The organism is Pseudomonas sp. TE6283 (genome assembly GCF_054060555.1).
In genome coordinates, this window is record NZ_JBSSDH010000008.1 from 231,827 (window position 1) to 245,786 (window position 13,960).

Here is a 13,960-nt window from a genome sequence, read left to right on the forward strand (position 1 = left end):
TCAGCCCTCCCCCAGGCGCTGGCGCCAGCTGATCCGTTTCACCGCGCCGTCACCGTCGATGGCATAGACCGCCTCCAGCAGTTGCCGCCCGCGGGCTTGAAGGCCCACCGCCGTCACCCGGACCAGCGTCAGCCTGTCCCCGACGGGCTGACCCGCGACACGCAGGCTGTCTCCCAGGGTTTGCAGGTAAACGAAGCCACTGCGGGTCGCCAGCCAGGGTGGAGAAGGCTGCGTATCAGGTGGACTGGGTGGCGGACAGGCCTGGCATCGGGGCGGGATGCTACCGGCAAGCAATTCTGCGCCCTCGATCAAGGCCGCCTCTGCCTGCTCGAAGGCCCGCGCGCCGGCCTGCTGATCGCCAGCCTGACGTTGCTGCAAAATCGCCTCGCGCAGGGCCAGGGTTGCCAGCAGGCCGAACAGCAGGCTCAGGATCAACGCCAGCAACAGGACGATACCGCGCTGGCCCGTCACGACCCGGCTCCCGGGTTGCGCAAGGCCACGCTCAGTGAATGGTGCTGTTCAAGCCCGTGCTGCCGGTCATGCAAGGTCAGGCGGATATCCAGCCGCTCGCCCGCTCCCGCCTCGACACGGCTGACCTCCAGCGCCCGCACCTGGTCGATGAGGCTGGCATGCTGCGCATTGCTGGTGAGCATCAGGCTGCCATTGCGCACCCGGTAGGTTACCCGACGCACCGGCAGGGCCAGCAACTCGCCGTCCCCGACGTGCTGCCCGGGCTGCACCCGCGCCCAACTGCGGCAATCGCTGAGCACGGTCCAGTCCGGGCTGCCGAGCAACCCGGGCAACTCAGCGCCGACCAGGGTCAGGCTCTCGCCGGTGACCTCTATGGGTGACGCGAAGGCCTGGGCCGCGCCAGGATCGGCGAAGTCCTCGGTTTCAAGACGCAGACAACCGAACATCCCCGCCTGGCGGATATCCTCGGCCATTCTCTGCAAGGCCAGGCGCGCGTCATCCTGCAGGCGCGCCGCGGCGCCCTGCAGTCGCCAGGCCTGATACGCCGAGACGAACACCTGGCCGGCGGCCACCAGCAGCATCAGGCCCAGTGCCAGGGCCAGCAGTGCCTCGACCAGGCCCAGCCCCGTCTGCCGACGCCTCATGGCAGCACCCTGCCCTGCACGCTCAGCGACTGCCGGTCCCCTCCCATGCCCGGCCAATCGACGTCCAGCACCAGCACGCCCCCGGCCAGGTTCATGCGCCCCTGCGCCGCACCACCGAGCACCTGGATCAGGCGCGACTGCCAGGCCGCTTCCTCGCCCGCCTCGATCGCCCCGGCAGCCCTGACGCGCTCCAACATGCCCTGGGCCAGTTGTAACGCCTGCGCTTCCCGCCGCGCCCCCTCGACCGCCTGCAGCCCGCGCAACTGCAAGGCCGCCGATGCGAACAGCCCCAGCGTCAGCACCGTAACCGCCAGCAGCACCTCCAGCAGTGTCATGCCCCCTTCCCTCGCCCCCATAACACCCTCCTGGGATCTTTCCTAGGCCGCAACCCGAACCGGCCGACTGGCGCCCTTGCCGGGCGTCCTGGAAGCTACAGAGAAGCACTTCCAGGGAGGAATGCAGCGTGGGGCAACAAGGCGTAACACTGATACAAATGATGTGCGCACTAGGCGTGCTGAGCCTTCTGACACACCAGGGCATATCGGCCTACAGCAAGTTAAGCGATGAGCTTTACGTCGGTGCCGTGGCCAGGGAGCTGGCACAGGCCCTGCGCGGCGCCCGCAATCAGGCGGCGCTAAGGCACCAGGCCGTGCTGGTCAGGCCGCTGGAGGAGGATTGGGGCAAGGGTTGGCGGGTCATGCTGGAACAGGATGGCGAGCTGTTGCAGACGCATCGACTGCACAGGCCGCTGAGAATTGCCACGACCTCGGACCGGGTCGTGAGGTTCAGCGCCCGGGGGGCGCCGCTGGGGGTGGGCTTCGTCGGCACCACGCTGGACATCTGCCCGCTCACCACCCTCGACAGCCGTCATCAGGTGGTGCTCAGCCCCAGTGGCCGGGTCAGCCTGCGCAGCGACGAGGGCCGCCGCTGTGCACCGGACTGACTCAGATCGAGCGAACCCGCAGCTCCTTGGGCATGGAGAAGGTGATGTTCTCCTCGCGCCCATCGAGCTCTTCGGCGCCGGTCGCGCCCCAGTCCTTGAGCTGGTCGATCACGCCACGCACCAGCACCTCGGGCGCCGAGGCACCGGCGGTGATGCCGATGCGCTCGGCCCCGTCGAACCAGCTGCGTTGCAGGTCCTCGGCGCCGTCGATCAGGTAGGCCGGTGTGCTCATGCGCTCGGCCAGCTCGCGCAGGCGGTTGGAGTTGGAGCTGTTGGGGCTGCCGACCACCAATACCACGTCGCACTCGTCGGCCAGTTGCTTGACGGCATCCTGGCGGTTCTGGGTGGCGTAGCAGATATCGTCCTTGCGCGGGCCGCCGATGTTCGGGAAGCGTTCGCGCAGGGCGTCGATCACCCGGCTGGTGTCATCCATCGACAGGGTAGTCTGGGTGACGAAGGCCAGGTGGTCAGGGTTGCGCACCTGCAGCCTGGCGACATCGTCCTCGTCCTCGACGAGGTAGATGGCACCGCCGTTGCTGGCGTCGTACTGGCCCATGGTGCCTTCGACTTCCGGGTGCCCCTCGTGGCCGATGAGAATGGTCTCACGGCCATCGCGGCTGTACTTGGCAACCTCGATATGCACCTTGGTCACCAGCGGGCAGGTGGCGTCGAACACCTTCAGGCCACGGCCGGCGGCTTCCTGGCGCACGGCCTGGGAAACGCCGTGGGCACTGAAGATGACGATGACGTCGTCCGGCACCTGGTCCAGCTCTTCGACGAAGATCGCGCCACGGTTGCGCAGGTCCTCGACCACGAACTTGTTGTGCACCACTTCGTGGCGCACGTAGATCGGCGGGCCGAAGACTTCCAGGGCGCGGTTGACGATCTCGATCGCCCGGTCTACCCCCGCGCAGAAGCCGCGCGGGTTGGCGAGTTTGATTTGCATGCTCGGCTCCAGGCTCACACGGCCTTCACGTCGAGGATCTGCACCTCGAAGCTCAGGGTCTTGCCAGCCAGTGGATGGTTGAAATCGATGGTCACCTGGTTGTCGTCGAACGCCTTGACCACGCCTGGAAGCTCGGTGTTGGCGGCGTCGTTGAAGATCACCAGCAGCCCTTCGGACAGCTCCATGCCTTCGAACTGCGAGCGCGGCATCACCTGCACGTTCTGCGGGTTGTGCTGGCCGAAAGCGTTCTCAGGGGCGATGGTCAGCTTGCGCTGGTCGCCGGCCTTGAAGCCGAACAGCGCATTCTCGAAACCCGGCAGCAGGTTGCCGTCGCCGACCTTGAACACGGCCGGGGCCTTGTCGAAGGTGCTGTCGACGGTGTCGCCGTTTTCCAGGTGCAGCGCGAAGTGCAGGGTGACTTCGGTGTTCTGGCCAATGCGGGTCTCAGTCATGGACGGCTTCCTCGGACTTCTTGCTCTTGAACATGTCCAGCGCCAGCATCACCGCGCCCACGGTGATCGCGCTGTCGGCCAGGTTGAAGGCCGGGAAGTAGTAGCGGTTCTGCCAGTGCACCAGGATGAAGTCGACCACATGGCCCAGCACGACGCGGTCGTACAGGTTGCCCAGCGCGCCGCCCAGCACCAGGGCCAGGGCCACGGCCAGCCAGGTCTCGTTGCGCCCCAGGCGCTTGAGCCAGACCACCAGCACGGCACTGACCACCACGGCAATCAACGCGAACAGCCAGCGCTGCCAGCCGGAGCTGTCGGCCAGGAAGCTGAACGCGGCGCCGGTGTTGTAGGCCAGGGTCCAGCTGAAGTAGTCGGGAATGACCACGATCTGCTGGTACATGGTCAGCGCGTTGTCGAAGTACAGCTTGGTGGCCTGGTCAAGGACCAGGACCACCAGGCTCAGCCAGAGCCAGGCAAGGCGCCCGAAGCGCCCTGCAGGAGCATTAGGCATAGTGGCGCACCTCACCCGAACCGCTCAGGTTGTCGACGCAACGGGCGCAGATCTCCGGATGCTCCGGGTGGCTGCCCACATCGGCGCGGAAGTGCCAGCAACGGCCGCACTTGGCATGGCCGGACTTGACCACTTTCAGCTTGAGGCCTTCGACTTCGGTTGTCACGGCATCGGCCGGCGCCTGGACGAACGGCACCACGCTGGCGGCCGAGGTGATCAGCACGAAGCGCAGCTCGTCGCCGAGCTTGCTCAGGTCGGCGGTCAGGCCCTCTTCGGCGAACAGGGTGACTTCGGCCTGCAGGTTGCCGCCGATGACCTTGGCGGTACGCTGGTTCTCCAGCTCCTTGTTGACCGCGGCTTTAACGGCCATCACGCGATCCCAGTAGGCACGGTCCAGCTCGGCGTCGGCCGGCAGCTCGGCCAGGCCCTGGTACCAGGTGTTGAGCATCACCGACTCGTTGCGCTCGCCCGGCAGGTACTGCCAGATCTCGTCGGCGGTGAACGCCAGGATCGGCGCGATCCAGCGCACCAGCGCCTCGCTGATGTGGTACAGCGCGGTCTGGCACGAGCGGCGGGCAACACTGTTGGCGCCGGTGGTGTACTGGCGGTCCTTGATGATGTCGAGGTAGAAGCCGCCCAGCTCCTGCACGCAGAAGTTGTGGATCTTCGAGTAGACGTTCCAGAAACGGTACTCGCTGTAGTGCTCTTCCAGCTCGCGCTGCAGCAGCAGGGTGCGGTCGACCGCCCAACGGTCCAGGGCCAGCATGTCTTCGGCCGGCAGCAGGTCGCGGGCCGGGTCGAAGCCGGACAGGTTGGAAAGCAGGAAGCGCGCGGTATTGCGGATGCGGCGATAGGCATCGGCGCTGCGCTGCAGGATCTGCTCGGAAACCGCCATCTCGCCGGAGTAGTCGGTGGCCGAGACCCACAGGCGCAGGATGTCGGCACCCAGGGTGTCGTTGACCTTCTGCGGCTCGATGGTGTTGCCCAGCGACTTGGACATCTTGCGGCCGTTCTCGTCCACGGTGAAGCCGTGGGTCAGCAGCTCGCGGTACGGCGCGTGGCCGTCGATGGCGCAACCGGTCAGCAACGAGGAGTGGAACCAGCCACGGTGCTGGTCGGAGCCTTCCAGGTACAGGTCGGCGCGCGGGCCGGTGGCGTGGCCGATGTCGTGGGAGCCGCGCAGCACGTGCCAGTGGGTGGTACCGGAGTCGAACCACACATCGAGGGTGTCGGTGATCTTGTCGTACTGGCCGGCCTCGTCACCGAGCAGCTCGGCAGCATCCAGCTTGAACCAGGCCTCGATGCCTTCTTTTTCGACGCGCTGGGCCACGGCTTCCATCAGCTCGACGGTGCGCGGGTGCAGCTCGCCGGTCTGCTTGTCGAGGAAGAACGGGATCGGCACGCCCCAGTTGCGCTGACGCGAGATGCACCAGTCCGGGCGGTTGGCGATCATCGAGTGCAGGCGCGCCTGGCCCCAGGCCGGGACGAACTTGGTCTCTTCGATGGCCTTGAGCGCGCGCTCGCGCAGCGGCTCGCCGGTGCTTGGCTGCTTGTCCATGCCGACAAACCACTGCGCGGTGGCGCGGTAGATCAGCGGGGTCTTGTGGCGCCAGCAGTGCATGTAGCTGTGGCTGATGGTCTCGGTGTGCATCAGCGCACCGACTTCACTGAGCTTTTCAACAATGGCCGGGTTGGCCTTCCAGATGAACTGGCCGCCGAAGAACGGCAGCGACTCGACATACACGCCGTTGCTCTGCACCGGGGTGAGGATGTCGTCGTTGACCATGCCATAGCGCTTGCAGGTGACGAAGTCGTCTTCACCGTAGGCTGGCGAGGAGTGCACCACGCCGGTACCGGCGCCCAGCTCGACGTAGTCGGCCAGGTAGATCGGCGACAGGCGGTCGTAGAACGGGTGGCGGAAGTTGATCAGTTCCAGGGCCGAGCCTGGAGCGGTGGCGATGATCGAGCCTTCCAGGTTGTAGCGCTTGAGGCACGACTCGACCAGCTCTTCGGCCAGCACCAGCAGGCGCTCGCCGGTATCGACCAGGGCGTACTTGAAGTCCGGGTGGATGTTCAGCGCCTGGTTGGCCGGGATGGTCCACGGGGTGGTGGTCCAGATCACGATGGCGGCTGGCTTGGCCAGCGCACCCAGGCCGAAGGCGGCGGCCAGCTTGTCGGCATCGGCCACCGGGAAGGCGACGTCGATGGTCTGGGATTTCTTGTCGGCGTACTCGACCTCGGCTTCAGCCAGGGCGGAGCCGCAATCGAAGCACCAGTTCACAGGCTTGAGGCCCTTGAACACGAAGCCTTGCTTGACCATCTCGGCCAGGGCGCGGATCTCACCGGCCTCGTTGGCGAAGTTCATGGTCTTGTACGGGTTGTCCCAGTCGCCCAGCACGCCCAGGCGGATGAACTCGGTCTTCTGCCCTTCGATCTGCTCGGCGGCGTACTCGCGGCACAGTTCGCGGGTACGGTCGGCAGTCAGGTGCTTGCCATGGGTGACTTCGACCTTGTGCTCGATCGGCAGGCCGTGGCAGTCCCAGCCCGGCACATACGGCGCGTCGAAACCGGCCAGGGTCTTGGAGCGGACAATCATGTCCTTGAGAATCTTGTTCAGCGCATGACCGATGTGGATCTTGCCGTTGGCATAGGGCGGGCCGTCGTGCAGGACGAACTTCGGACGATCCTTGCCAATCTCGCGCAGCTTACCGTACAGGCCAATACTGTCCCAGCGCTGCAGGATCTGCGGTTCGCGCTGAGGCAGGCCGGCCTTCATGGGGAAGGCGGTGTCCGGAAGGTTAAGCGTGGCTTTGTAGTCGGTCATTTCAGGCTCTTCGTTAGCGGTTGAGCGTGCCAGTGGGCACGTGCGGCGGCGATGTCCGCGTCGATCGCCGACTTCAGCGCCTCCAGGGAGGCGAAACGCTGCTCTTCACGCAGCTTGTGGTGGAATTCCACCGTCAGGCGCCGGCCATACAGGTCGCCGGCGTAGTCCAGGAGATGAATCTCCAGGTGAGGACGCCCGTCACCGGCGACGGTGGGGCGCACTCCGATATTGCCGACACCCGGCCAGGCCTTGCCGTCGATTTCGATGCTGGCCAGGTAGACCCCGGACAGCGGCACGCGACGGCGCTTGAGCTGGATGTTGGCGGTGGGGGTGCCGAGCTGGCGGGCCAGCTTCTGGCCATGCAGCACGCGCCCGGTGATGCGGTACGGACGGCCCAGCAGGTGCTCGGCCAGCTCGAAGTCGCCTTCGGCCAGGGCCTTGCGCACTTCGGTGCTGCTGACCCGCAGGCCGTCCTGGATCACGGTGTTGGCCGCCTCGACGGTGAAGCCGTGGCGTTTGCCGGCCTCGGTGAGGAAGGCGAAATCGCCGGCGCGGTCGCAGCCGAAGCGGAAGTCGTCGCCCACTTCGAGATGGCGCACACCCAGGCCATCGACCAGCACCGCCTTGACGAACTGCTCGGCGCTGAGCTGGCTCAGGCGCTGGTTGAACGACAGGCACAGGACCCGGTCGATGCCCTCGCCGGCCAGCAGCTCGACCTTGTCGCGCAGACGGGCCAGGCGCGCCGGGGCGCTCTGCGGGGCGAAGTACTCGCGCGGCTGCGGCTCGAAGATCACCACGCAGGTGGGCAGGCCCAGCTCCTGGCCGCGTTCGCGCAGGCGTGCGAGGATCGCCTGGTGGCCGCGGTGGACCCCGTCGAAGTTGCCAATGGTGGCGACACAGCCCCGGTGCTCGGGGCGCAGGTTGTGAAGACCTCGAACCAGCTGCATAACGCGCTTCTTGCTCATAAAGTGGCCGATTATAACCACACCCGGGCGCTGGTGACAGGCAGCAGCGCCCCCAGGGGGCGTGGAATGCGAAAAACCGACGCCTGACCCCTTGCGCGCCTCAGTGCAACGCCTTGCGGGCGAAATGCCGTGGACGGAAACCACACAGGTACAGGCAGCCGAAGTAAGTCACCACACCCGCCGCGATCAGGCCGCCAAGGCGCAGAAAGCGCGCGAGCATGTTGCCCTGCTCCCAGGCCGGCAGGTAGTGCATGCCCAGCAGCAGCACGCCCGACATCAGGGTCACGGCCAGCACCAGTTTGAGCAGGAACGCCATCCAGCCCGGCTGCGGTTGGAACAGCTGCTGGCTGCGCAGTTTCCAGAACAGCAGGCCGGCGTTCAGGCACGCGCCCAGGCTGATGGCCAGGGCCAGCCCGGCATGGGCCAGGGGGCCGACCAGGGCCAGGTTGAACAGTTGGGTGCAGACCAGGGTGAAGACCGCGATCTTCACCGGCGTGCGGATATTCTGCTGCGCATAGAAGCCAGGTGCCAGCACCTTGACCAGGATGATCGCCAGCAAGCCCACCGAATAGGCGATGAGCGCGCGCTGGGTCATGGCAGCGTCGAAGGCGGTGAACTTGCCGTACTGGAACAACGCCACGGTCAGCGGCTCGGCAAGGATGGCCAGGGCCAGGGTGCAGGGCAGCACCAGCAGGAAGCACAGGCGCAGGCCCCAGTCGAGGATCCGCGAGTACTCCTCGCGATCCTTGTTGGCATAGGTCTTGGCCAGGGTCGGCAGCAGGATGGTGCCCAGGGCCACGCCGAGCACACCGGACGGCAGCTCCATCAGACGGTCGGCGTAGTACATCCATGACACCGAGCCTGCCACCAGGAACGAGGCGAAGATGGTGTTGATGATCAGCGAAATCTGGCTCACCGACACCCCGAGGATGGCCGGCAGCATCTGCTTGAGCACGCGCCACACGCCGCTGTCGCGCAGGTTCAGGCGTGGCAGCACGAGCATGCCGATCTTCCTCAGCGCTGGCAGCTGGTACAAAAGCTGCGCCAGGCCACCGGCCAGCACGCCCCAGCCCAAGGCCATGATCGGCGGGTCGAAGTACGGCGTCAGCAGCACGGCAAAGGCGATCATCGCCACATTGAGCAGCGTGGGCGTGAACGCCGGCACACTGAAGCGGTTCCAGGTATTGAGGATCGCGCCGACCAGCGACGACAACGAAATCAGCAATATATAAGGAAACGTCACCCGCAACAGCGCGGTGGTCAGCTCGTACTTTTGCGCGCTGTCGACGAAGCCCGGCGCGGTGGCCCAGACCACCCACGGCGCAGCAAGGATGCCGATCACCGTGACCAGGGCCAGGACCAGGGTCAGCAGGCCGCTCACGTAGGCAATGAAGGTACGGGTGGCCTCCTCGCCCTGCTGGGTCTTGTATTCGGCCAGGATCGGCACGAAGGCCTGGGAGAAGGCCCCCTCGGCGAAGATCCGCCGCAACAGGTTGGGCAGTTTGAAGGCGATGAAGAAGGCGTCGGTGGCGATACCGGCGCCGAACACCCGCGCCAGGATGGTATCGCGCACGAAACCGAGCACCCGGGAAATCATGGTGATGGAGCTGACCGCGGCCAGGGATTTGAGCAGGTTCATCGAAAAATTTCACGCCAGGGACAGAGGGCGCTGCCAGACAGCGTCCGAATGTGCGATACTCCCGCGCCTTCGCAGGGGAGCCAAAAATTCCCGAGTTTACAGGTCGTGCGGCAGAAAGGAATATTTCCCTCCTGCTGGCTCACCACTCGGCGGAACCCTGCAGGTGGCCTTGACATCCGCTCGACTCATCGGCATGATTCGCGGCCTATTTTGTTTGCTATTTACCTAAAGTCTTTCGAGGAGCTCGACGGTGGCCAACTCACCTTCCGCCAAGAAACGTGCAAAACAGGCTGAGAAGCGTCGCAGCCACAACGCCAGCCTGCGTTCCATGGTCCGCACCTACATCAAGAATGTAGTCAAAGCCATCGACGCAAAAGACGCCGAAAAAGCGCAAGCCGCTTACGTTCTGGCTGTACCTGTAATCGACCGTATGGCCGACAAAGGTATCATCCACAAGAACAAAGCTGCTCGCCACAAAGGCCGTCTGAATGGCCACATCAAGGCGCTGAAAGAAGCTGCAGCTGCCTAAGCGACGTTCTTGTCGAAAAAACCGACCCTAGGGTCGGTTTTTTTATACCTGTGATTTCTCGCCCCCTCTATCTGTAAGAGCGGCGTTGCGTCGCGAAAGGGCCGCAAAGCGGCCCCGGCGATTATGCATCTGCACTGAAATCCTGGGGCTGCTGTGCAGCCCTTTCGCGACACAAGGCCGCTCCTACAGGTACCAGGTCAACTGTTCGATCACTTACCAATCTGAATCTTCGGCGCCCACTCCAGCCAAGCATCCTCGGCCTTGTCGAACAAGGCGAAGGTCTGCTGCGGCCGCGCCGGGTTACCCATCTGTTCGCCGTCCGGCGTGGCGAAGGCAATACCGCCCTCGATCAGGGTCTCCACCGACTCGGTGCGCACCGTGGCGCCCTTGAACAGCCCCCAGTCGAAGCCGAACCCGCTGCTGTTCCAGAAACGGCTGCCGCCACGAACCAGCCCGGCGTAACGCGGTTCGATCAGGATGTGGATAAGCACACGGTCGGCGGTCTGGCCCAACTCGAAGCCGGTGACCTTGCCCACCGTGACCTCTCGATAGGTCACCGGCACACCCGGCTTGATCGAGCCGCGGCGTGCCGCGCTCAGGGTCAGCGGCAGGCCGACCTCCTCGCCTTTCACCTCCGGCGCATCACTCAGGGCGATGAAGTCACGCTGCGGTCCCTTGTCCTTGAGCGCCGGCAGCACTTCCAAATATTGGCCGCCGATCAAGGTGTCGAGGTTCTGGGTACGCACCAGGCCCAAGGCCGGCTTGACCACCCAGAACTGGGTGCCGGCACGGGCGATACGCTCGGCCGCTTGGGTGATCCGTGCACGCAGCACCACGGCCTGCAGATCAGCGGTCAGGTCGACGCTCTCGACACTGCCCACATCCAGGCCCCGGAAACGGATCGGCGTGCCCGGCTTCAGGCCTTCGGCACGGTCGACACGGATAGTGATCAAGGTACCGGCACGGTTGGCCGCATCCTGACTCTCGTGCAGGCGGAAACGCGGAATACGGCGCTTGAGCGGCACATCCGGTTTCGGCGTATCGAAGGCGATACCACCAGCCATCAGCGTCTGCAGCGACTCGCTCTTGACCTGGATGCCCGACAGCCCGCCGGTCAGGGTGATGCCGCTGGCATTCCAGAAGCGCGTGGAGCCGTTTACCAGGTTGGCGTACTCCTTCTCAATATGGACGCCGATCAGGATGCGTTTGCTGTTGCGAGCGAACTGGTAACTCTGCACGCTTCCCACCCGCACCTGGCGATACATCACCGGGCTGCCCACCTCAAGCGAACCCAGGGTGTCGGCGAACAGCACCATGTGCAGGCCCGGCGCCTTCAGGTCCAGCGGCGGCGCCTTGGGACGCGCCTCGAATTCGCGCAGCGGCTTGGCACCTAGCTCACCCGGGCGCACGGCAATGTAGTTGCCCTTCACCAAGGCCTCGAGACCGGTGATGCCGGCCAGGGAGATGGACGGCTTGACCACCCAGAACTGAGTGCCTTCAACCAGGTAGTCCTCGGCCAGGGGATCCATGGTCAGCTCGGCCATGGCCGTGGAGAGGTCGCCTTCGACTTTCAGTTCCTTCAGCGATCCCACCTGGATACCTTTGTACAGCACCGGTGTACGGCCCTTCTGCAACCCCTCGAAATCGCTCAGCTTGACCTTGACCCGGATACCGGCCTGGGCGGCATCGAAGTCTTCGTAAAGACGGAACGGCAGGCTTGGGTCGGTGGGCGGGCTGTCCTTGCGGTTCTCTGGCGTGGCAAAGGCGATGCCGCCGGCAACGATGCTCGAGAGCGATTCGGTGCGCACCTTCACGCCGGACAGGTCAGCGTCGATGCTGACCCCGCTGGCGTTCCAGAACCGCGTGTGTTTACGTACCAGGCTGGCGTAAGCGGGCGCAATGAACACCTTGATCTCCACCGTGCCCTGGTCCTCGGACAGGCGATAGCTCTTCACCCGACCCACCTGGATCTGTTTGTAGAACACCGGACTGTCACGATTGAGCGAGCCCAGCCGCTCGGCCTTGAGGGTGAGGTGCAGGCCCGGCTCGGAATCGGACAACGGCGGGGCTTCCTTGAGCGCGGTGAAACGCTTGGTCGGCTCCCCCTCCCCAGGATCAACGGCGATGTAGTTACCCGAGACCAACGTCTCCAGGCCCGAGATACCCGCCAAGCTGACACTTGGCTTGACCAGCCAGAAACGCGTGCCCTTGGTCAGGTGCGGGCCCGCTTCCTTGCGCATCTCGATGGTGGCGACAACGCCACGGTTGTCACCCTTGTCATCCAGCACCAGGGCGGTGACCTTGCCCACCGACATGCCCTTGTAGATGACCTCGGTCTTGTTGGCGACGATGCCCTCGCCACTCTCGAAGCGCACCTGGATCTCGATACCAGCATCGCGATAGGCCTGCCAGGCCAGCCAGCCGCCGATCGCCAGGGCAATCAGTGGCAGGATCCAGATGGCCGACCAATTCGAAGCAGGCCGGGTTTTAGCCGTAGGCAAATCACTCATGGTCGTCATCCGACTCCGTGTTATCCCAGATCAGTCGGGGATCGAAAGTTAAAGCGGCGAGCATCGTCAGGATCACCACGGTGGCGAAGGCGACGGCGCCCAGGTTGGCTTCGACACTGGCTATGCGGCCGAAATTCACCACCGCGACCAGGATGGCGATGACGAAGATGTCCAGCATCGACCAGCGACCGATGAATTCGATGAAGCGGTACATCAGGATACGCTGGCGTGCCGAGAGCGGCTGGTGGCGCTGCACCGAGTACAGCAGCAGGGCGATGCCGACCAGCTTGAAGGTCGGCACCAGGATGCTGGCGATGAACACCACCGCGGCGATCGGTAGCATGCCATGCTTCATCAAGGTGATGACGCCGGACATGATGGTGTCCGGGCTGCCCTGGCCGAGCGCGCTGACGGTCATGATCGGCAGCACATTGGCCGGGATATAGAGCACCATGGCCGTTATCAGCAGCGCCCAGGTGCGCACGATGCTGTTGGGCCGCCGGGCATGCACCACCGCGCCGCAGCGGGTACAGGCCTGCGAGGTGCTGTCCGGCTCCTGGCGGTTCAACTGGTGACATTCATTGCAGACCAGGATGCCTGCATCAATCGCCCGCATGGACATCCTCCCCCGACAAGGCCACCCAGATCTGGTGTGGCGACATGACCACCTCGAGCCATACCTGCACCAGCAACAGGCTGATGAAGCAGAACAGGCCCAGGCCGATGCTCAGCTCGGCCAGGTCGACCAGCTTGACGATGGCCACCAGCACGCCCATGAAGTAGACCTCGAGCATGCCCCATTCACGCAGGTGGTGATAGATACGATAGATCAGCAGGCCATAGCTGCGGCCAATATCCAGGCGGATGCTCAACAGCACCATCAGCTGGCAGAGCAGCTTGAGCAAAGGGATGGCCATGCTGCACAGGAACACCACCACGGCGATGCCGCGCATCTCTGAGTTGTATAGGCCTAATACACCGCTCCAGACGGTGTCGTCGGAGGTCTGGCCGAGCAGGTGCAATTGCATGATCGGCAGGAAATTGGCCGGCACGTACAGCAGCAGCGCGGTCAGGACCAGGGCCAGGCTACGGTTGATCAGGTTGTGGCGATGAGCGTACAGCTCGTAGCCGCAGCGCGGGCACAAGGCCTTCTCGTCATGCTGCAGCGTGGTCTTGCGCATCAACAGGTCGCACTCGTGGCAGGCCACGAGTTCGTCCAGCGGCAGCTGTGCGAGCGCTTCGGGATCGACAGGGTTGGGCATAAAGGGGTTCTGAATGGATGCGTCGGCTCTATTCTAGTGTTCCGACTCGAATTGTGGGAGACGGCCATTATGAGGAACTGTATCGATGTTCGGGTCACATTTTCCGCAGGCGACACGATCCCCCGCGCCCACGCTGCGTGTTGCACAACAGAGGCGGCGTTGGCTTAGAACCGCGGAAAAGACAAAACCCCTACCTGCTCGCGCAGATAGGGGTTTTGCGAAATGAATCTTGACGATGACCTACTCTCACATGGGGAAGCCCCACAC

13 protein-coding genes and 1 pseudogene are annotated in these 13,960 nt (G+C 64.5%); 2 read left to right on the plus strand and 12 right to left on the minus strand.

All coding sequences use genetic code 11. From position 1 onward, the window contains the following. From ACVWZ5_RS13970 to ACVWZ5_RS13980, 3 genes and pseudogenes are all read right to left on the minus strand, one after another. Positions 1-471, minus strand: coding sequence for a hypothetical protein (locus tag ACVWZ5_RS13970; protein ID WP_186600747.1), 471 nt, complete (start codon positions 469-471; stop codon positions 1-3). After that, positions 468-1,115, minus strand: a complete 648-nt coding sequence (locus ACVWZ5_RS13975; protein ID WP_186600748.1) for a PilW family protein — start codon at positions 1,113-1,115, stop codon at positions 468-470. Before ACVWZ5_RS13975 ends, ACVWZ5_RS13970 begins: the two co-directional genes overlap by 4 nt. Before the next feature lie 179 nt (positions 1,116-1,294). Then, a pseudogene (locus ACVWZ5_RS13980) lies at positions 1,295-1,471 on the minus strand (pilus assembly protein PilV); the annotation flags it as partial. 155 nt (positions 1,472-1,626) lie between these two features. On the opposite strand from ACVWZ5_RS13980, the gene ACVWZ5_RS13985 reads away from it, so the two are divergent. Beyond that, complete coding sequence (locus ACVWZ5_RS13985; RefSeq protein WP_230962617.1) at positions 1,627-2,058, plus strand: GspH/FimT family protein; 432 nt, start codon at positions 1,627-1,629, stop codon at positions 2,056-2,058. Between the two features lies 1 nt (position 2,059). Here ACVWZ5_RS13985 and ispH read toward each other — a convergent pair whose 3' ends face one another. From ispH to murJ, 6 genes are all read right to left on the minus strand, one after another. Next, positions 2,060-3,004, minus strand: coding sequence for a 4-hydroxy-3-methylbut-2-enyl diphosphate reductase (gene ispH, locus ACVWZ5_RS13990; RefSeq protein ID WP_457340689.1), 945 nt, complete (start codon positions 3,002-3,004; stop codon positions 2,060-2,062). Positions 3,005-3,018: 14 nt separating this feature from the next. Next, positions 3,019-3,456 carry an FKBP-type peptidyl-prolyl cis-trans isomerase gene (gene fkpB, locus ACVWZ5_RS13995; RefSeq protein WP_062575189.1) on the minus strand — a complete coding sequence of 146 codons (438 nt, stop codon included), beginning with the start codon at positions 3,454-3,456 and terminating at the stop codon, positions 3,019-3,021. Beyond that, positions 3,449-3,964: a signal peptidase II gene (gene lspA, locus ACVWZ5_RS14000; RefSeq protein WP_028689904.1), complete on the minus strand. Its 516-nt coding sequence runs from the start codon at positions 3,962-3,964 to the stop codon at positions 3,449-3,451. Before lspA ends, fkpB begins: the two co-directional genes overlap by 8 nt. Beyond that, entirely contained in the window at positions 3,957-6,788 is a 2,832-nt protein-coding gene (gene ileS, locus ACVWZ5_RS14005) for an isoleucine--tRNA ligase (RefSeq protein WP_062575190.1), read from the minus strand. The genes lspA and ileS overlap by 8 nt, the downstream gene beginning before the upstream one ends. Further along, on the minus strand, positions 6,785-7,735 hold the full coding sequence (ribF, locus tag ACVWZ5_RS14010) for a bifunctional riboflavin kinase/FAD synthetase (protein ID WP_062575191.1): 951 nt from the start codon (positions 7,733-7,735) through the stop codon (positions 6,785-6,787). Before ribF ends, ileS begins: the two co-directional genes overlap by 4 nt. Positions 7,736-7,853: 118 nt before the next feature. Continuing rightward, positions 7,854-9,392, minus strand: a complete 1,539-nt coding sequence (gene murJ, locus ACVWZ5_RS14015; protein ID WP_062363901.1) for a murein biosynthesis integral membrane protein MurJ — start codon at positions 9,390-9,392, stop codon at positions 7,854-7,856. 250 nt (positions 9,393-9,642) lie between these two features. Here murJ and rpsT point away from each other — a divergent pair, with 250 nt between their 5' ends. Then, positions 9,643-9,921: a 30S ribosomal protein S20 gene (rpsT, locus tag ACVWZ5_RS14020; RefSeq protein WP_023533220.1), complete on the plus strand. Its 279-nt coding sequence runs from the start codon at positions 9,643-9,645 to the stop codon at positions 9,919-9,921. A gap of 209 nt (positions 9,922-10,130) precedes the next feature. Here the strand turns inward: rpsT and ACVWZ5_RS14025 are convergent, their stop codons facing one another. From ACVWZ5_RS14025 to ACVWZ5_RS14035, 3 genes are read right to left on the minus strand one after another with little or no spacing between them, the layout of a single operon-like run. Further along, entirely contained in the window at positions 10,131-12,431 is a 2,301-nt protein-coding gene (locus tag ACVWZ5_RS14025; RefSeq protein WP_062575192.1) for a PqiB family protein, read from the minus strand. Continuing rightward, the gene (locus ACVWZ5_RS14030; protein ID WP_028689909.1) at positions 12,424-13,047 is read right to left on the minus strand and encodes a paraquat-inducible protein A; all 624 of its coding nucleotides are present in this window, start codon (positions 13,045-13,047) and stop codon (positions 12,424-12,426) included. The genes ACVWZ5_RS14025 and ACVWZ5_RS14030 overlap by 8 nt, the downstream gene beginning before the upstream one ends. Next, entirely contained in the window at positions 13,034-13,693 is a 660-nt protein-coding gene (locus ACVWZ5_RS14035) for a paraquat-inducible protein A (RefSeq protein WP_062363899.1), read from the minus strand. The genes ACVWZ5_RS14030 and ACVWZ5_RS14035 overlap by 14 nt, the downstream gene beginning before the upstream one ends. Positions 13,694-13,960: the final 267 nt, after the last annotated feature.

What these genes read in the sequence shown, in the direction of transcription:
- ispH (WP_457340689.1), bottom strand. Translation starts at nt 3,004, where the DNA reads ATGCAAATCAAACTCGCCAACCCGCGCGGCTTCTGCGCGGGGGTAGAC.
- fkpB (WP_062575189.1), bottom strand. Translation starts at nt 3,456, where the DNA reads ATGACTGAGACCCGCATTGGCCAGAACACCGAAGTCACCCTGCACTTC.
- murJ (WP_062363901.1), bottom strand. Translation starts at nt 9,392, where the DNA reads ATGAACCTGCTCAAATCCCTGGCCGCGGTCAGCTCCATCACCATGATT.
- ACVWZ5_RS14035 (WP_062363899.1), bottom strand. Translation starts at nt 13,693, where the DNA reads ATGCCCAACCCTGTCGATCCCGAAGCGCTCGCACAGCTGCCGCTGGAC.
- ACVWZ5_RS13975 (WP_186600748.1), bottom strand. Translation starts at nt 1,115, where the DNA reads ATGAGGCGTCGGCAGACGGGGCTGGGCCTGGTCGAGGCACTGCTGGCC.
- lspA (WP_028689904.1), bottom strand. Translation starts at nt 3,964, where the DNA reads ATGCCTAATGCTCCTGCAGGGCGCTTCGGGCGCCTTGCCTGGCTCTGG.
- ACVWZ5_RS14025 (WP_062575192.1), bottom strand. Translation starts at nt 12,431, where the DNA reads ATGAGTGATTTGCCTACGGCTAAAACCCGGCCTGCTTCGAATTGGTCG.
- ileS (WP_062575190.1), bottom strand. Translation starts at nt 6,788, where the DNA reads ATGACCGACTACAAAGCCACGCTTAACCTTCCGGACACCGCCTTCCCC.
- ACVWZ5_RS14030 (WP_028689909.1), bottom strand. Translation starts at nt 13,047, where the DNA reads ATGCGGGCGATTGATGCAGGCATCCTGGTCTGCAATGAATGTCACCAG.
- ribF (WP_062575191.1), bottom strand. Translation starts at nt 7,735, where the DNA reads ATGCAGCTGGTTCGAGGTCTTCACAACCTGCGCCCCGAGCACCGGGGC.